Raw genomic sequence first — 17887 nt, 5'->3', positions numbered from 1 at the left:
GATGTGCCATCAGCGCAATATATAGGCCTGGGCCGAAGCTTATCCGGCTCACGCCCAGTCCGGCGAGTTGCGCGACCGGGGGAGTGAGGCCAGTATCTGACACTGGTCAGACATGGTATTTAATGCAGGTAATCCCATGAGCTGATCTTCAATGTTAATCCCCACTACGCCCGCCTGCATAATCGCCTTCAGATGCTCGCATTTGTTCACGCCGTCGCCCCTGACTGAGCCACCACCTGTGCACTGCCCGCATCCCAGATGTTGTACAACATCAATGGATTGTGTTTTATGTGCTGCTGTGCAAAATCCCGAGCCCTACTTTGCTGATTCATACTTCGCTCCTGTTGGCAGGCTTAACCCCATTCTTTTTTCATGCTCAATCAGCCAGCGCTTACGCCACAATCCGCCGCCATAACCGGTGAGGGAACCGTCAGCGCCTATCACGCGGTGGCAGGGAATAAGAATCGAAATCTGGTTAGCGCCGTTGGCTTGGGCGACAGCTCTGGAAGCAGATGCCTGGCCTATATCACTCGCCAGCGAGGAGTAACTGCGCAATTCCCCAGATGGAATAGCCCTTAGCGCATCCCACACTTTACGGGTGAATACCGAGCCGAATTCGGCAAGTGGCGTACTGAACACCCGCGATGTCCCGGCAAAATAAGCAGCGAGTTCACCTTCAACCTGTTCTATCGGCACAGTGCGGCCGAAGATGATTTCAGAGGACGTCAGCTGTTTTAGCCGCTCGATTTCATTCGATAATGCAGGTCGGTCCACAAATTCCAGCAAATACAAGGCATCAACGCTCGCAATTGCCAACATCACGCCAATGGGCGTATCCAGCCAGTCAGCTTTCAGAAACTGATGCTTCCTTGCCTGACTGGGATTAAGACCCATTTGGCGGCTGATGGCCGCCCGGAATCCGCTACCGGATTCATAACTGGCATCCAGTTGCGCATCGATCACCTGATGGCCGGTGGACAGAGCATCAACCCCCTTGCCCACTCTGCGCAAACGAGCCATCTCCAAAAACGTGATCCCAAACTGACGCTTGAAAGCGCGACGAACCGTAGACGGATCAACATTCATTGCCTGTACATCCTCTTCGCTCCACCTTTTCTCGGGATCCGCGTCCAGTGCAGCCAGTAATTTCAGTACCAGCGGGTCTTTTTCACCCCCTTCCATTAGGGGACGGCAACGCTTGCAGGGGCGAAAACCTGCTTCCATCGCGCTCACCATCGACGAATAAAACACCGAGTTCTCGCGTTTGGGCTTGCGTGCCGGGCAGGTCAGACGGCAAAAAATACCGGTGCTTTTCACACCTACAAACGCAAAACCGTCATAGGCGGGATCGCGGGCAATCAGCGCGGCATAGAGAACATTATCGTCGGGTAAATCGAATAGCATGATTCAACTCACAGTCTGTGTCGGTGAAAAAAGAATAGGGGATTTTAAAACGTAGATGCGCCGTTTTTCGGGCGTCAATTCTTTAATTATCGCGCGAAGGGAGGTACAGGAAGAAAAAACGCCCGGCATGATGCCGGGCATTGTGGATTTACTCCTCCAGCCCCCTGTTCTTGAGCATCGGTTCAATAGACGGTGCCTTGCCGCGCCAGGTTTCATAGAGTTTTTCGAGGTCTTCGCTGTTACCGCGCGAGAGGATTTGATCGCGGAATTTCTGCCCATTTTCCCGCGTCAGCCCGCCCTGCTCGGTGATACCGGCGAAGGCATCGTCAGCAAGCATTTCGGTCCACAGGTAGGCGTAATAACCGGCGGCGTAGCCGTTGCCCCAGATGTGCTGGAAGTAACTGGAACGGTAACGCGGCGGGACATAAGCCAGATTCACTTTGTCCTTCGCCAGTGATTCGGCTTCGAACTTATCGACATCCTGCGCCGGATCGCTCGCGCTCAGACTGTGCCAGTGCATATCCAGCAGCGCGGCGGCCAGCAACTCGGTCATGTCATAGCCTTTGTTAAATTTATTGGCCTTCTCAATTTTGTCCTGCAACGCCTGCGGCATCACTTCACCGGTCTGATAATGTTTGGCGAAGTGAGTAAACACTTTCGGGTCGCTCGCCCAGTGCTCGTTGAACTGTGACGGGAATTCGACAAAATCGCGCGGCGTCGCGGTACCCGACAGGCTCGGATATTGTTGATCGGCGAACAGGCCGTGCAAGGTGTGACCAAACTCATGGAACATCGTGATCACATCATCCCACGACAGCAACGCCGGTTGCCCTGCGGCCGGTTTCTGGAAGTTCGCGACGTTGTAAATCACCGGTTTGGTGCCAAGCAGTTTGGACTGATCGACATAGTTGCTCATCCACGCGCCACCGCCTTTATTCTCGCGCTGGAAGTAATCGGCATAGAACAGCGCCATCGATTTACCGTCTTTATCGAACACTTCAAAAACGCGCACGTCGGGGTTATAAACGGGCAGGTCTTTGCGCTCTTTAAAGGTGACGCCGTACAGCAGGTTCGCCGCATAGAAGACCCCATTTTCCAGCACATTGTTCAGCTCGAAATAGGGTTTTATCTGCGCGTCATCGAGGTCATATTTCTCTTTGCGTACCTGCTGGGCATAAAACTGCCAGTCCCATGCCGCGACTTTAAAATCGCCGTGCTGTTTATCGATCTGCGACTGAATGTCTTTTGCCTCACGCTCTGCCCGGGCGGTCGCTGCCGGAACAATTTTGTGCATGAAATCCAGCGCGGCCTGAGGCGTTTTCGCCATCTGGTCTTCCAGCTTCCACGCGGCATAGCTCGGGAAGCCCAGCACTTTGGCCTGTTCGGCGCGGACTTTGGCCAGTTTCGAAATCAGCTCGCGGGTGTCATTCTTATCACCGTATTCCGCACGCTTAACAGAGGCGTCGTACAGCCCTTTGCGGACATCGCGATCTTTTAGCGACTGCAACAACGGTTGCTGCGTCGTGTTTTGCAGCACCAGCAGCCAGGCGTTATCCAGTTTGCGGTCTTTCGCCGCCTGAGCCGCTGCGGCAATCTCGGCATCACTCAGCCCGGCCAGCTGATTTTTATCCTTGAGCATCAGCCCGCCATTTTTAGTCGCAGCCAGCAATTTGTTGGTGAATTGCGTACTGAGCGTAGCCGCCTGCTGATTCAGGGCTTTAAGTTTATCTTTATCGGCATCGGACAGATTTGCGCCCGACAGTTCAAAATCTTTGTATGTCACCTCGATCAGTCGTTGGGATTCGGCATCGAGTTTTAGTGACGCGCGCTGGTCGTAGACCGCTTTCAGCCGCGCAAATAACTTGCTATTAAGATGAATGGTGTCATCCATCGCGGCGAGCTTTGGCGACATGTCTTCATCTATTTTTTGCAGCGTATCGTCGGTATTTGCTCCGGTCATCGCACCGAAGACGTTCTGCACACGCTGCAACATCACTCCGGATTTTTCCAGTGCGACATACGTATTCTCAAACGTCGGTGGGGAAGTGTCGTCGGCTATTTTATCCACTTCAGCCAGTTTCTGACGGATGCCTTCAAGCAGCGCCGGTTCATAATCACTGTCTTTATAGAGAGTAAATTGCGGAGCCTGATACTCAAGCGGGCTGGGTTTTAAAAAAGGATTATCGGCATTGATAGCATGATTCATGACGTGCTCCTGCGTGGCGGGCGGTGCGGATTCTGCCGCCATTGCGTGCTGGCTGAACGCCAGACTGGTTGCCATAAAGAGGATGGACAGACGCATTTCAGTCTTCCTTAGCTGATTGAAAGATGTACTCCGTTAAGCCTTTGAGAATAGACGCCTGCCGGCCGATCGGCAAAACGAATACTTAAGTAAATCGTGTTATTACGAGGCAGGTTCCATATTTTCGATCTGTGTTTTCTGTCAGGATAAAGCCCTTCGCGGCGGGAAAAATGACAGGGAACGAGATGATCAAAGACCAGACTTTCAGCGACCAGCGGTTTAGCCAGAAGCAGCTGACGGGCGAAACATTTCATGATTGCCGGTTCCTGCGCTGCCGTTTCGACAGCACCGATCTGTCTGAAATCGCCTTCGTGAACTGTATTTTCTACGATGATGAAACGCAGGCAGGTTGCTCTTTTCAGCATGCCCAGCTGAAAGACGCCAGTTTCAAAAACTGCGATTTAACCATGGCTGATTTCAAGAACATTCAGGCGCTGGGTCTGGAGATCCGCGAATGCAAAGCCACAGGCGCAGATTTCAGCGGTGCCAGCTTTATGAATATGATCACCTCGCGCACCTGGTTTTGCAGCGCATTCATGACCAAAAATAACTTCAGCTACGCGAACTTCAGCAAAGTCATTCTGGAGAAATGTGAGCTGTGGGAAAACCGCTGGACCGGCGCTAATGTGCAAGGCGCGAACCTCAGCGGCTCCGATCTTTCCGGCGGCGAATTCACCGAATTTGACTGGAACAACGTCAACATCACCCACTGTGACCTGACAAATTCCGATCTGGGCGAACTGAACCTGCGCAAGGTCGATCTCGACGGCGTGAAAATCGATGACTGGCAGCAAAGTCATTTGCTGGAGAAATTAGGCGTGATTGTGATTCATTCGAAGTAAGGAAGAGATTGAAATTTTAAGAAGTGAGAAAAGGTTTTTTGTGCCGGAAATTCAGCAACTGAAACCAAAAAGTGCGCCTCTTTCCTCGCCTGTCATCAGAATTCCTGCGCAATATGCTATAACAGACCCTTGCTGTAACTACGAAATTAACCTCATGAAAGATAATAGTATTTATTCCCCAAAGTCTCCGATACCGGAAAAGTCACGGGTATTGGGCTGGTCTGATTTATTCTCGCTGTGGTTTTCTTTAGGCATGGGCCTGATGGTATTGCAGGCTGGAGCGATTCTGGCACCCGGACTCGGGCTGGCGGGGTCGATAGCCGCTATCATGCTGGGTTCGGCGGTCGGCGTTGCACTGCTGGCGCTGGTTGGGGTGATCGGCGGACAGACCGGGATGTCGTCGATGGCGTCGCTGAAGCTAAGCCTCGGTAAGCGCGGCGTGGCGTTGCCGGTGCTGTTTAATCTGATCCAGCTGATTGGCTGGGGCGCGTTCGAAATCGTCGTCATGCGCGATGCGGCCACTCTTCTGGCAAAACGGGCCTGGGGCGATGGCGGACTCTGGGCCAATCCGACACTCTGGACATTTATCTTCGGCGCAATCGCCACGCTGCTGGCGGCCAGCGGGCCTCTGGCATTTATCCGCGTGGTGCTGCGCCGCTGGGGGATCTGGCTTTTGCTGGCGAGCTGCGCGTGGCTGACCGGTTATCTGTTCCTGCATGCAGATTTATCCACGCTGTGGCACAAAGCGGGAGACGGCTCGATGCCGTTCGCGCTGGCCTGTGACATCGTGGTCTCGATGGCCTTTTCGTGGCTGCCGCTGGTGTCGGATTACACCCGCTTCGGCAAATCGGCGCGGCAAAACTTCTGGGGAACGGCGTGCGGATATTTTCTCGGCAGCGTGTGGATGATGTCGCTCGGCGTGGCCTATACGCTGGCGTTCGTCAGCACATCGACCGACGCTAACGCCCTGCTGCTGGCACTTTCCGGTATCGCGCTGGGTATTCCATTGCTGCTGATTCTGGTGGATGAACACGAAAACGCGTTCGCCGATATCCACTCGGCGGCGGTCTCGGCAGGCACATCGTTGCCAGTGAGCATCGGAAAACTCACGCTGGGCATTGGCTTGCTGTGTACGCTGATCGCATGGGGCGTGCCGCTCACGCAATACGAGAATTTCCTGCTGCTGATTGGCTCAGTGTTTGCGCCCCTGTTCGGCGTGGTGCTCACCCATCATTTTGTCCTGCGCCAAAATACGCAGAAAGACCTGAATGTGCGATCGCTGGCAGCATGGATTATCGGTATCGCGGTCTATCATCTGATGGCCAATCTGCTGCCGGATATCGGCGCGACTCTTCCGTCACTGGTGGTGGCGGGGCTGGTATGCTGGGGATTGGGGCGAAAATCCTGACCTGCGAAAACCGCCCCGAAGGGCGGTTACGTCTGCTGAATTATTTCAACTTACCCTGCCCGAAAAAATCGTTATACAACATATAAAGATGCGCGGCGCTCCATGAGAAATTCGGGGCGCCCTGCTGCTTACCGTTGAGCGGGTTGTAGTTCTCGCGGATCGGGCCGTCGGTGACCAGGCCATCGGCGTGGTCGAAGAAGGTCTGCGCCATCGCGACGGCATCATCGCGATAACCATATTGCTCCATGCCTTTTAAACCGAAATAGAGCTGATCAACCCACACCAGGCCACGCCAGTAGATGTCTGCGCCGAATGCCGGATTGGTCAGCGCGGCGGTCCCGAGCGGCACGTAGGTGTTAAACTCTTTCGGATCTTTCATGACCTTCACCACCGCGTCGGCGTGGGCCTGCGTCGCTGCACCGTTGAACAGCGGGGACCAGCCTTCCGGGCCTTTGCCGCGTTCGACAATCGGCTTGCCCGCGCAGCCGTTGGCCAGCGGTTTATCTTCAATCCGGATGTCATAGAAGAAACCACTCCGGCTGTCGAACATGCAGGTATTGATGTAGCCGGCCAGTTTCGCGGCTTTGCTGCGAAAAGCCTCCGCTTCGGATTTCTTATCGAGAATGTCTGCCATTTCAGCCAGATATCTATTATCGCTGAACATATAGCTGGCTTCGTCCACCGACTCCTGCAACAGCGAGTAGCCTAACAGCGTGCCGTCCGCAGCGCGGTTTTCGGCGAAGCTGACCTGCCAGTCCTGTTTTTTACCGCCATTTTTGACGTATTTCGCCAGCTGATCCGCATCGATAAAACCAAAGGCTGCAGCATCGTCACGACCGGATTCCCAGGAAGCCGCAACTTGCGCCGGGATCTCAATGCTGTCGTATTTGCCGGATTTCACCACGCGATCGTAGTTTTTCAGACCCGATTCTGTCTGCTCTTTTTGCCCCTCTTTGACGGTAAACAACATTTTGCCGTCCGCCGTGTTATGCGCTTTATCGCGCGTCGCGCCATATTCCGGCACGCCGTTATGGTTATGATCGCGGTTACGCAGCCACCAGTCATGATAAGCGACCAGCTTTGGGTACATCTCGGCCAGCCACGCTTTATCGCCGGTGGTTTTGTAGACTTCCATCACCGACCACGCCGCCAGGCTCGGCTTGGTGTTGCGCTCATTCCAGTTGGTCCCGTCGCCGCCACGTTCTGCGCTCGGGTTGTAGGCAATAAGATCGGGAACAAAACCGGCATCCCACGGGCGTACCGGATCGCCAGGCTGGATCTGAAACGCAAACACCGCGCGAATATTGTCTTTCGCCACGTCCGGGTTGAAATGCGCCATCGCGTACGCCTGTTTCCAGGTGTCCCACGGCCAGGTCTGATTGCCAGAGAACCAGCGGCCCGTCACTGACGGCGTGACAGAATCAAACTTCATCGCACCCGCCGCACCACGCCAGTTGCCGTTCAGGGTTTCGATGGCTTTCACCGCCACGCGCTCCTGCGCTTGAGTGGCATGTCGATTGGTCAGCCCGGTTTTGAGATACCCTTCCCAGCGTTTTTCCGAAGCGCTGAGATAGGTTTGCGGATGGAGGAGAATATCGGCGATTTTCGGCTGTTCCTGCTGCACTTCGGCGGCAGTCAGCAGATGCGAATAGGTGGTGTAAATCGTAGTAGATCCGGAGATGTCCGCCTTACCGGTAAACTGATGGCCATCGACAGTCGTCTGCATCGGCAGAGATTTGTGGATCTGATACTCAGACTCTCCGGACGTCATCAGGCTGGAAGGCGCACGCACTTTACCGAAAGTGACGCGCAGCCCGTCGGCGGTCGGGAGAAGAGTGCGCGTATAGCCGGGATATTCCTGTTCGATGGTTTTATCCGACAGCGGTTTGCCTTCCTGAGCGTGAAGTTTCTCCAGCAGCTGACCGTCCCACACCAGGTCCAGCGGGGAATCGGTGGTGATTTTGGTTTCCAGCAACGAAGTGCGCGAGGTGACGAAACGCAGCGTCAAATCGATGCGGATGCCGGGCGCGGTCAGCGTCTGGACAAGCGCACCGGGAATGCTGTACACCGTCATGCTCAGCGCGACTTTCTTCCCGTCTTGGAAGACTGTCAGGCGATCAAAATCCTCCGCCATAAAGTTGATATATTCTTCGGTCAGCAGCGCCGGGCCGGGAAATCCACCCATACTTTCCGCGCTTGCCGGTAATAAATGTCCGTGCCACGCACCGTCATCAAATAACGGATTAAAACGCTGATGCTCATCGAAATCATAATCGAGCATATATTGCGGCGCGCCGGTGCGGTTAATGACGTTTTTATAATTTTCTGCCTGTAATATCTTTGCATTATCGGCCAGTGCAGTGCCGGAAATACATAATGCCGCTGAGATGAAAAGAGTGGCGGATTTAAGTCTGCTGACGATTTTCATTATGATTTACCCCAATAGAAATATTGCATCAGAAATATCGAATTACTGGCACCGGTATTGTCGTTGCTCATATAAAATTTACTGTCTAATGCCGTCGCAAACCGGCCACCGTAATATTCGTACCAGATCCCGCCCTGTGCATAGGAGGTCGTGGTGTCAGGCGCATTATCTAAATGATGTTCGGCGTAGCTGTACGCGGTGGAGAAATAAAGGCCGGATACGGCTTCGACCATCGCGCTGACCATCATCCCGGATTCGCTGCCCGGATGATTGCCATCGCCCTTGCCGGTGTGATGCCAGACGCGCCCTGCCAGGTTTTTGCCCTGCAAACCGGCGAGCAACAGCTGCCCGGTGCCGTCGGTGAGTTCGAGGCCATTGAGCAGCGTCAGCCCTTCCGCCAGATCATATTGCGTATAACCGTTGACCATCGCGCGATACGTGTATTTATCTGAATAACGGTCATATTTCCCGAAATGCAGCAGCGCTTTACTTTCGTCGACGCGGCTTTCCGGCGCGGCGGTCACGCTGTAGCGGAACTTGCCGGTAAGATTCTGGATTTTCGCCGCCTGCGTTAAATCGCGCGTATTGGGGATGACGTAACCGTATTCCGGCGTAAAATCGCCCCACCATTGCAGGTCATCGAGTGAAGAGTCATTGCGCATACTGAGGATCATCTCGGTGCCGTTATCCGTACGGTAGCCGCCATAAAATCGGTTCAGGCCGCCTTCAAATCCGCCCCAGCTGTGATCCGGCACCCAGGCATTTCCCTGATGATCGGCCTGTACCGTCCAGCCTTCGCCGTAAATAAGCCCGAACCAGTTGCCGTGCTTTATTTCCAGCCCGCCTTCGATATAAGTTCCGTCACTGTATTTATGCTGGTCTTTACCGTTTAAATAGACGCTGCCGCCGCCGCCCATTTCGCCATAAAAACGGTACGCCGTGGCATCCGGATTTGTTGGTGTTATTTCAGGTGGGGTTAATACATTGTGTTCGGCGGGTACAGCCGGTTCCTGCGCCCCTAAACTCATTGGCGAGGCGAATAATAAAAACATTAATATTTTATTGAGTGATATTTTCTTCATTGTTATGCGCTTCGCTCAGAGTGAAGGGTTTAAGGAGTGAGCCAAAAAGTAAAACGCATAGTAGTAAATATTTTACTAAAATATACTGAAATATCGGTAAAGCGTTAACCTGGTCACAATGCTTTTTTGGGCGTTCACGCAGCCGCAGCGGGTATACATAAGCCGCTGATCACATTAAGCTACGGCTTTGGTTTACCTATTTATGAGACGCTGATGGCTACTTTGAAGGAAATCGCTGAGGCCGCGAACGTATCCGTTGCGACGGTTTCGCGCGTGCTAAATGACGATCCGAGCCTGAGCGTGAAAGCGCAAACCCGGCAGAACATTCTGGAAGCGGCGGAGCGTCTGGAATATAAGCTGTCCTCTTCCAAACGCAACGCTACGCACCGGATGACTTTCGCGGCGCTGTTCACCTACCGCCAGGGGCTGGAAATTGATGATCCTTACTATCTTTCCATGCGCTATGGTGTTGAAACACAATGCGAAAAACTCGGTATTACGCTGATTTCAGGTTACGACTTTAATGGCGATAAACCGCTGCCGTCCGCCGACGGTTTTCTGGTAATCGGCCAGCCGCAGACCGCGCTGCATCAGCAACTCAGTCAGCAATCCTGCCCGGTGGTATTCATAGACGGCGTGATGGAAGACGCACAGTTTGACTGCGTGAATGTCGATCTCTTCAAAATCAGCCAGAAGGTGATCGATTTCTTCATCGGCCAGGGCTATTCGCGGATCGGCTTTATCGGCGGGCGCGATCACCCGGAGTTCGCCGACCAGCGTGAGCAGGCGTTTGTGGAATATGGCCGGCTGAAAAACGTCGTGCAGCCGCAGGATATTTATTACGGCGATTTCACCAGCCAGTCCGGCTATCAGTGCGCGAAGAAAATGCTCGCGGGGAGTACCTCCTGGCCACCGGCGCTGCTGATCGCCACCGATTCCATTGCACTGGGCGTGACCCGTGCGCTGCTGGAGCATGGCGTGAAAATCCCCGAGCAAATTGCGCTGATAAGCGTCAACGACATCCCGACCGCCCGCTTTGTTTTCCCTTCTTTATCAACGGTTCGCATTCATTCAGAAACCATGGGCGCGCAGGCAGTTAACCTGCTGACTGAACGCCTGCGCGATGAACGCAGCGTGCCGCTTTCAGTGTTTGTGCCGAGCTCTTTGCAACTGCGCGACACTACGCGCTGCTGATACGGCGCTTGCGCGAATCTCTCTCTGGCACGCGGCTTTTCGATGAAAAGGCGGTGTCAGAGGGATCACCGACGATCGAAAAAATTAACCGCATGATCCTCAAACACATTTTTTAATTTGTGTGATCTCTCTGACAATCAGTAAATGTTTTTAGTTATTTTTACTAAATATTTACTATCTTATTTCCCATAGAAACACGTCTCAGGAGAGATCACGTGAATAATTGGGAAAACATCGACAAGCAGTCAGAAAACCGTTTACCGCCTCGCGCCCGCTTTTTCAGTTATGAAAATGCACGGCAGGCGCTGAGCTTTGACCGCGCCGCCAGCCAGAATTTTCAGCTGCTCAGCGGCCGCTGGCAGTTCCGTTATTTTGCACATCCGGCGTTAGTCCCCGACGAATTCTACTGCCAGCCCGTGAACGACTGGGGCGATATCGCCGTGCCGGGCATGTGGCAGATGGAAGGCCACGGTCAGCTGCAATATACCGACGAGGGTTTTCCCTTTCCGATCGACATTCCTTTCGTGCCCGCCAACAACCCGACCGGCGCATATCAGCGCATCTTTTCTCTGGATGCTTCCTGGGCAGGCAAACAAACCCTGATTAAATTCGACGGTGTCGAAACCTACTTTGAAGTTTACGTGAACGGCCATTACGTCGGATTCAGCAAAGGCAGCCGCCTGTGCGCGGAGTTTGATATCAGCGCCTTCGCGCAGCCGGGCGAAAATCTGCTGTCGGTGCGTGTGATGCAATGGGCGGATTCGACGTATATCGAAGATCAGGATATGTGGTGGATGGCGGGGATTTTCCGCGATGTGTATCTCACCGGCCAGAACCCTGTCCATTTACAGGATTTTTCCGTCGTCACGGCATTCGATGAAAACTGCTGCGATGCGACGCTGAAAATTGATGCCGCTCTGCACAACCTTCACCAGCCCGTCAGTGGTTACCGGCTGCACGCGCAGCTGTGGGATGGCGATCGCTGCATCGCGGAGTTATCAGCAGGTGACTTGCATATCAGCGACGAAACCCGTTGCAGGCTGGAGATGCCGGTCAGCCAGCCACGCCAGTGGAACGCGGAGCATCCGGCGTTATATCAGCTGCTGCTGACGCTGTATGACGACGCAGGCAAGGTGATTTCCGTGGTGCCGCAACGCGTCGGATTTCGTGATATCACCGTGCGCGACGGACTGTTTTACATCAACGGGCGCTACCTCAAACTGCACGGCGTGAACCGGCACGACCACGATCACCGCAAAGGGCGCGCGGTCGATATGGCGCGGGTTGAGCGCGATATCATCCTGATGAAACAGCACAACATCAACTCGGTGCGCACCGCGCATTACCCCAACGATCCGCGCTTTTACGACCTGTGCGACATCTACGGCTTATTCGTGATGGCGGAAACCGATCTGGAAAGTCACGGTTTCGCCAACGTCGGCGATCTGAGTCGTATCACCGACGATCCGCGCTGGGAACACGCCTATGTTGAGCGTATCGAGCGACATGTAATGGCGCAGAGAAATCATCCATCGATCGTGATGTGGTCGCTCGGCAACGAGTCCGGCTATGGCTGCAACATCCGCGCCATGGCGGCGCGCTGTAAGGCCCTCGACCCGACGCGCCTCATTCATTACGAAGAGGATCGCGACGCCGAGGTCACTGACGTCATCAGCACTATGTATTCCCGCGTGCAAATGATGAATGCGTTCGGCGAATATCCGCACGCTAAACCGCGCATCATTTGCGAGTATGCCCACGCGATGGGTAACGGCCCCGGCGGACTCGCGGAATATCAGGCGGTGATGAACCGTCACGCCAGCCTGCAAGGGCATTACATCTGGGAATGGTGCGACCACGGCCTGCTGGAAACCGCCGAAAACGGGCAAATACGCTACACCTACGGCGGCGATTACGGCGATTATCCGAATAATTACAACTTCTGCATGGACGGCCTGATTTATCCCGACCAGACGCCCGGCCCCGGCCTGCGTGAATATAAGCAGGTGTTATGCCCGGTGGACATCAGCCTTTGTGGCAAAAATCTGCGCGTCAAAAACCGTTACTGGTTCAGTTCACTGGAAGACATCACCCTGTCGCTGACCGTGCAGATTGCCGGTCTCTGCACAGAAACCCGTGAAATCACCCTGCCGCATTTGCAACCCGGAGAATGCGAAGAGATCCCACTGCCGGAATTCGCCGCCAGCGGACAGGAAACGTTCCTTAACGTCAGCATCAGTAAAAACAGTCCGACCGCCTATAGCGAAGCGAATCATCCGCTCGGCCACTATCAGGTGCTGTTGCAGGCCGCACAGTCGCAGGCGGCGTTACCCGAACCGGATAACCGGATACCGCTGGTTTGCGACGAGCAGAAGCATGTCATTATCGTCAGCGGTCAGGGCTGGCGCCTTGAATTTTCGCGTCTCGACGGCGAACTGAAAAGCTGGCAGGTGGACGGCGCAGAAATCGTCGGCCGCGCACCCACGCTCAACTTCTTCAAACCGGTCATCGACAATCATAAGCCGGAATTCGAAGGCATCTGGCAGCCAAATCATTTGCAAATCATGCAGCAGCATTTTCGCTCGCTGCATTGTGAACGACAGAACAACGACGTGGTAATTGAAGTCCGCACGGTGATCGCCCCGCCGGTGTTTGATTTCGGTATGCGCTGCGTTTACCGCTGGCGGATATCGCCGCAGGGCGCGGTCAGTCTGGATCTTTCCGGCACGCCTTATGGCGATTTCAGCCACGTCATCCCGAAAATAGGTCTGGATTTTGGCATCAGCCGCCGTTTTGGACAGGTGGAATATTACGGTCGCGGGCCGGGCGAAAACTATCAGGACAGCCGTCAGGCCAACCTGATCGGCCATTATCAGCAGCCGGTAAGCAGCCTGTTCGAAAACTATCCGATGCCGCAGGACAACGGTAACCGGCAGGATATCCGCTGGCTGAGCCTGCGCGACCAGGCTGGGCACGGGATTTTCATTCAGCCGCGTCAACCGATCAATTTCAGCCTTTGGCCTTACAGTTCGCAGATGTTACAGCAGGCGCAGCACATCGACGAGCTCACGCCGGACAGCTGCCTTACGCTCAATCTCGACCACAAAATGATGGGGCTCGGCTCCAACTCCTGGGGCTCGGAAGTGCTCGACAGCTACCGCGTGTATTTTTCTGCATTCAGCTACGGCTTCACGCTGGTGCCATTCCGTCAGCAGGACACCGACAGCCTGAGTCTCGCAAAACTTTCCTTTCAGCCCCAGCCCTTAGAAACCCCGGAGGCGAACTGATGATTATTCTTAACTCGTTAGCTGAATTTCAGCGGCTGTACGGCACTGGAAAGAAATGGCTGCGCTGCATGGAAGCAGTTAATAACCTTGAAAAAATACGCCCCGGCGTTTTTCACTCCATCGGCGATTCGCTGGTGTACCGGCTGGCGTCCGGCGCTGAGGCGCAGCGGGCAGAATTTGAAGGCCATCGCCGGTATTTCGATGTGCATTATTACCTCGAAGGCGGTGAGGAAATTGAGTTCGCTGCCAAATCAGGGCTTAACATTTTCGCGCCCTACAGCGATGAAACCGATCGTGAACTCTTCACCGGCAGCGGCGAAATAATCACAGCGCGAAAAGGCAACGTCATCATTTTTGAAAATCACGAAGCCAGCCGCTTCCGGCCGGAAAAAGATCTCCGAAAGGCCATCCTGAAAGTGACCATCGAAGAAAGCTATTTCTTAAACAAATAATTTCTTAAACAAATAATAAAAAACTCACCCTACAAATATCGCAGTTGGAGATTCACTATGGCCGGGTCCAGTCGTAATACGATCGGTAAATTTGGATTGTTATCCATGACGTTTGCCGCTGTTTTTAGCTTCAATAATGTCATCAATAATAATATTCAGTTGGGCATCGCCTCCGCGCCGGTCTTTCTGGTGGCGACTGTCCTTTATTTCATTCCATTTTGTCTGATCATCGCCGAATTTGTCTCGCTCAATAAAAACTCGGAAGCCGGCGTTTATGCCTGGGTAAAAAGCGCGCTCGGAGGGCGCTGGGCATTTATGACGGCGTACACCTACTGGTTCGTGAATTTATTTTTCTTCACGGCGCTGCTTCCGCGCGTTATTGCTTACGCCTCGTACGCATTTTTAGGGCATGACTATATTTTCACACCGGTCACAACTGCCATCATCAGCATCTGCCTGTTCGCTTTTTCCACGCTTATCTCCAACAGCGGTGCGAAATTACTCGGACCGATGACGTCGGTGACCTCCACATTAATGTTACTGCTGACGTTCTCTTATATTATGCTGGCAGGCGCGGCATTGGCTGGCGGCGTCGAACCGGCAAATCCAATCAACGTCGAAGCCATGACGCCGCATTTTAACTGGGCATTCTTAGGCATTATCGCGTGGATATTTCAGGCAGCGGGCGGTGCGGAATCGGTCGCGGTCTACGTCAATGACGTCAAGGGCGGCAGCCGCGCCTTCGTCAAAGTCATCATCATTTCCGGGCTGGTGATCGGCGTGCTTTATTCCATCGCGTCACTGCTGATTAACGTTTTCGTGGCGCAGTCTGCGCTGCATTTCACCGGCGGTACGGTGCAGGTATTTGAAGGATTATCGGCACACTTTGGTTTACCGGCGGTGATGATGAACCGCTTCGTCGGCGTCGTTTCATTTACCGCGATGTTTGGTTCACTGCTGATGTGGACGGCCGCACCGGTCAAAATTTTCTTTACTGAAATTCCTAAGGGGATTTTTGGGGAGAAAACCATTCGTCTGAATAAACACGGCGTGCCGACGCGCGCGGCGTGGATCCAGTTTCTTATCGTCATTCCGCTGATGTTAATTCCGACGCTGGGCTCAAACAGCGTGCAGGAATTAATGAATACGCTGATCAACATGACCGCTGCGGCCTCCATGCTGCCGCCGCTGTTTATTATGCTGGCGTATCTGAATCTGCGGCTGAAATATGACAAGGTTGAGCGCGATTTTAAAATGGGTTCAAGAATGCAGGGGATCACCATCGTCAGTACGCTGATTGTGATTTTTACCGTCGGATTTATCGCCTCGACCTTCCCGACCGGCGCCAGCATTCTGACCATTGTGTTTTATAACGTCGGCGGGCTGGTGCTGTTCCTCGGTTATGCATGGTGGAAATACAATAAATATTCCAAAGGGCTGGATGCGCAAACGCGTTATGACGAAGACACCCCGCTGGCGAGAATTGTACTGGAATCGCAAAACGAAACGGCACGCATAAAAGAAGCGAATATCGCGAAATCGCTGTCCGGCGCGTAATCAAAACTAAAGATATAAAAAAACCGCCTGATACAAAAGGCGGTTTTTGTTTGCGGAACCAGACGTTACAGCGCGATATCCGCTGGCAGATTGGTTTCTTCCTGAGCCTGTGCGTCGAGCGGACGCAGCTGCACCACCTCGGCGACCGGCGTCGTCTTCATCGACGGCGTCTCGAGTTGCAGAATACGGCTGGTTTCCAGCAGCTCTTTCTCGGTCGCTTCCACATTGCCGTTCAGTTTGGTGCCATACGACGGGATGATCTCGCGGAATTTGGCCTGCCATTGCGGGCTGGCGGCTTTCTCTTTAAACACGGTTTCCAGCAGCTTCATCATGATCGGCGCAGCGGTGGACGCGCCCGGAGAGGCGCCCAGTAACGCGGCGATGCTGCCATCTTTCGCGCTGACCACTTCCGTACCCAGACGCAGTACGCCGCCGTGCTTGCCATCTTTTTTGATGACCTGCACGCGCTGCCCGGCCACCCAGCGTTTCCAGTCTTTCTGCTCGGCCTGCGGGAAGAATTCCTTCAGCGCTGCATGACGATCGTTATCGCTGAGCATCACCTGCCCGACCAGATATTTCACCAGATCGAAGTTACCCATGCCGACGTGCGTCATTGGCAGTAAGTTCGAGCTGTTGACACTTCCGAACAGATCCCACAGGGAACCGTTTTTGAGGAATTTGCTGGAGAAGGTCGCGAACGGCCCGAACAGCAGAACCTGTTTACCGTCGATAATACGGGTATCGAGATGCGGAACGGACATCGGCGGCGCGCCCACGGCGGCCTTGCCGTAGACCTTCGCCAGATGGCGTTTCACCACGTCCTGATTTTCAGTCACCAGGAACTCCCCGCCGACCGGGAAACCGCCGTAGTCACGCGCTTCCGGAATACCGGATTTTTGTAACAGGGTCAGCGACGCGCCACCGGCGCCGATGAACACAAATTTCGCGTTCACGACGTGATGTTTATGGCTGTGCTTGAGATCCGTGATGGTCACGCGCCAGCTTCTGTCCGGATTGCGCTGGATATCGCGCACTTCCTGACCGTTAGCCAGCGTGAAATTGGATTTTTTCTGTAGGGCTTCCACCAGCTGACGCGTCACTTCGCCGAAGTTAACGTCGGTGCCCGCCGTGGTGCGGGTTGCCGCCACTTTTTGTGCCGGATCACGGCCATCCATTACCGCCGGGATCCACTGTTTGATTTGTTCCGGGTCTTCCGAATATTCCATCCCGCGAAACAGCGTACTTTCCTGCAGGGCAGCAAAACGTTTGCGCAGGAAATCGATATTTTCATCGCCCCAGACAAAGCTCATGTGCGGCACGCTGTTAATGAACGAGCGTGGATTATTCAGCACACCTTTCTGCACCTGATAGGCCATAAACTGACGGGAAACCTGAAAGGCTTCGTTGATCGCCACGGCTTTGGTGATATCGACGGAGCCGTCCTGCATCACCGGGGTGTAGTTCATTTCTGCCAGCGCGGAATGGCCTGTCCCGGCGTTATTCCAGCCGTTCGAGCTTTCCTGCGCCACGCCGTCCATGCGTTCGATCATATGGACTGACCAGTCCGGCTCGAGCTCCTGAAGAAAGGTCCCGAGCGTAGCACTCATAATTCCGCCGCCGACCAGCAATACATCAACGGATTTTTCGTCTTCTGCGGCCGCAGGCTCGCTGGCACCCAGTGAGTCACGGTTGAGAAGCATACCAAGTATCTTTCTCATGACGTCTGTTTCTCTAAATGTTCAGTTCTGTTTTGTTATGACGATTTGTTATGACTTCTGTTATCACAATCGAACAAGAAATTAGCAAAAAAACACGCGGGAACGTTACTGAATCTTCATTTTTTCAAATGATGGCAACGAATATAACATTATCACTACATAATTTAAAAAAGGATTTAACCTTTCAAAAAAAGAGGAGATGAGAGCGTCTGA

13 protein-coding genes are annotated in these 17887 nt (G+C 53.8%); 6 read left to right on the top strand and 7 right to left on the bottom strand.

Annotated elements, in window-relative coordinates; all coding sequences use genetic code 11:
• Positions 1-48: 48 nt before the first annotated feature.
• The 4 genes from AC0Z7K_RS09360 to dcp all read right to left on the bottom strand — a co-directional run bounded on the left by AC0Z7K_RS09360 (position 49) and on the right by dcp (position 3706).
• On the bottom strand, positions 49-210 hold the full coding sequence (locus AC0Z7K_RS09360) for a hypothetical protein (protein WP_413530053.1): 162 nt from the start codon (positions 208-210) through the stop codon (positions 49-51).
• Entirely contained in the window at positions 207-332 is a 126-nt protein-coding gene (locus AC0Z7K_RS09355) for a hypothetical protein (protein ID WP_413530052.1), read from the bottom strand. Before AC0Z7K_RS09355 ends, AC0Z7K_RS09360 begins: the two co-directional genes overlap by 4 nt.
• On the bottom strand, positions 316-1404 hold the full coding sequence (locus AC0Z7K_RS09350) for a bifunctional transcriptional activator/DNA repair enzyme AdaA (RefSeq protein ID WP_485614083.1): 1089 nt from the start codon (positions 1402-1404) through the stop codon (positions 316-318). The genes AC0Z7K_RS09355 and AC0Z7K_RS09350 overlap by 17 nt, the downstream gene beginning before the upstream one ends.
• 148 nt (positions 1405-1552) lie before the next feature.
• Positions 1553-3706 carry a peptidyl-dipeptidase Dcp gene (gene dcp, locus AC0Z7K_RS09345; RefSeq protein WP_485614082.1) on the bottom strand — a complete coding sequence of 718 codons (2154 nt, stop codon included), beginning with the start codon at positions 3704-3706 and terminating at the stop codon, positions 1553-1555.
• A 185-nt stretch (positions 3707-3891) separates the two neighbouring features.
• Between dcp and AC0Z7K_RS09340 the strand changes: the two genes are divergently transcribed.
• Together AC0Z7K_RS09340 and cytX are read left to right on the top strand one after the other, a co-directional pair.
• The gene (locus AC0Z7K_RS09340) at positions 3892-4548 is read left to right on the top strand and encodes a Qnr family pentapeptide repeat protein (protein WP_413530049.1); all 657 of its coding nucleotides are present in this window, start codon (positions 3892-3894) and stop codon (positions 4546-4548) included.
• A 154-nt stretch (positions 4549-4702) separates the two neighbouring features.
• Positions 4703-5956, top strand: a complete 1254-nt coding sequence (cytX, locus tag AC0Z7K_RS09335) for a putative hydroxymethylpyrimidine transporter CytX (protein WP_485614080.1) — start codon at positions 4703-4705, stop codon at positions 5954-5956.
• Positions 5957-5996: 40 nt separating this feature from the next.
• Here the strand turns inward: cytX and ygjK are convergent, their stop codons facing one another.
• Both ygjK and ygjJ read right to left on the bottom strand, forming a co-directional pair.
• Positions 5997-8384 (bottom strand): alpha-glucosidase, encoded by a 2388-nt coding sequence (gene ygjK / locus AC0Z7K_RS09330; protein WP_485614079.1) that lies wholly within the window; start codon positions 8382-8384, stop codon positions 5997-5999.
• Positions 8384-9466, bottom strand: a complete 1083-nt coding sequence (gene ygjJ, locus AC0Z7K_RS09325; RefSeq protein ID WP_413530040.1) for a protein YgjJ — start codon at positions 9464-9466, stop codon at positions 8384-8386. The genes ygjK and ygjJ overlap by 1 nt, the downstream gene beginning before the upstream one ends.
• Before the next feature lie 213 nt (positions 9467-9679).
• Here ygjJ and ebgR point away from each other — a divergent pair, with 213 nt between their 5' ends.
• The 4 genes from ebgR (at position 9680) to AC0Z7K_RS09305 (ending at position 15956) form a co-directional block, all read left to right on the top strand.
• Entirely contained in the window at positions 9680-10660 is a 981-nt protein-coding gene (gene ebgR, locus AC0Z7K_RS09320; RefSeq protein WP_485614078.1) for a transcriptional regulator EbgR, read from the top strand.
• A 215-nt stretch (positions 10661-10875) separates the two neighbouring features.
• Positions 10876-13947 carry a beta-galactosidase subunit alpha gene (ebgA, locus tag AC0Z7K_RS09315; RefSeq protein ID WP_485614077.1) on the top strand — a complete coding sequence of 1024 codons (3072 nt, stop codon included), beginning with the start codon at positions 10876-10878 and terminating at the stop codon, positions 13945-13947.
• Positions 13947-14399 (top strand): beta-galactosidase subunit beta, encoded by a 453-nt coding sequence (locus tag AC0Z7K_RS09310; protein ID WP_413530037.1) that lies wholly within the window; start codon positions 13947-13949, stop codon positions 14397-14399. Before ebgA ends, AC0Z7K_RS09310 begins: the two co-directional genes overlap by 1 nt.
• Positions 14400-14456: 57 nt before the next feature.
• Entirely contained in the window at positions 14457-15956 is a 1500-nt protein-coding gene (locus AC0Z7K_RS09305) for an amino acid permease (RefSeq protein WP_485614076.1), read from the top strand.
• 65 nt (positions 15957-16021) lie between these two features.
• On the opposite strand, the gene mqo is transcribed toward AC0Z7K_RS09305, so the two are convergent.
• Positions 16022-17674, bottom strand: coding sequence for a malate dehydrogenase (quinone) (gene mqo, locus AC0Z7K_RS09300; protein ID WP_485614075.1), 1653 nt, complete (start codon positions 17672-17674; stop codon positions 16022-16024).
• Positions 17675-17887 lie beyond the last annotated feature (213 nt).

Source organism: Rahnella sp. 1L-D-7-B-C2 (genome assembly GCF_057290995.1).
This window is presented reverse-complemented; position numbering and strand designations above follow the sequence as displayed.

Bases quoted from the DNA above. Each gene is read 5' to 3' on its own strand.
- AC0Z7K_RS09355 (WP_413530052.1), bottom strand. From the start codon at position 332: ATGAATCAGCAAAGTAGGGCTCGGGATTTTGCACAGCAGCACATAAAA.
- AC0Z7K_RS09350 (WP_485614083.1), bottom strand. From the start codon at position 1,404: ATGCTATTCGATTTACCCGACGATAATGTTCTCTATGCCGCGCTGATT.
- dcp (WP_485614082.1), bottom strand. From the start codon at position 3,706: ATGCGTCTGTCCATCCTCTTTATGGCAACCAGTCTGGCGTTCAGCCAG.
- AC0Z7K_RS09340 (WP_413530049.1), top strand. From the start codon at position 3,892: ATGATCAAAGACCAGACTTTCAGCGACCAGCGGTTTAGCCAGAAGCAG.
- cytX (WP_485614080.1), top strand. From the start codon at position 4,703: ATGAAAGATAATAGTATTTATTCCCCAAAGTCTCCGATACCGGAAAAG.
- ygjK (WP_485614079.1), bottom strand. From the start codon at position 8,384: ATGAAAATCGTCAGCAGACTTAAATCCGCCACTCTTTTCATCTCAGCG.
- ygjJ (WP_413530040.1), bottom strand. From the start codon at position 9,466: ATGAAGAAAATATCACTCAATAAAATATTAATGTTTTTATTATTCGCC.
- ebgR (WP_485614078.1), top strand. From the start codon at position 9,680: ATGGCTACTTTGAAGGAAATCGCTGAGGCCGCGAACGTATCCGTTGCG.
- AC0Z7K_RS09310 (WP_413530037.1), top strand. From the start codon at position 13,947: ATGATTATTCTTAACTCGTTAGCTGAATTTCAGCGGCTGTACGGCACT.
- AC0Z7K_RS09305 (WP_485614076.1), top strand. From the start codon at position 14,457: ATGGCCGGGTCCAGTCGTAATACGATCGGTAAATTTGGATTGTTATCC.
- mqo (WP_485614075.1), bottom strand. From the start codon at position 17,674: ATGAGAAAGATACTTGGTATGCTTCTCAACCGTGACTCACTGGGTGCC.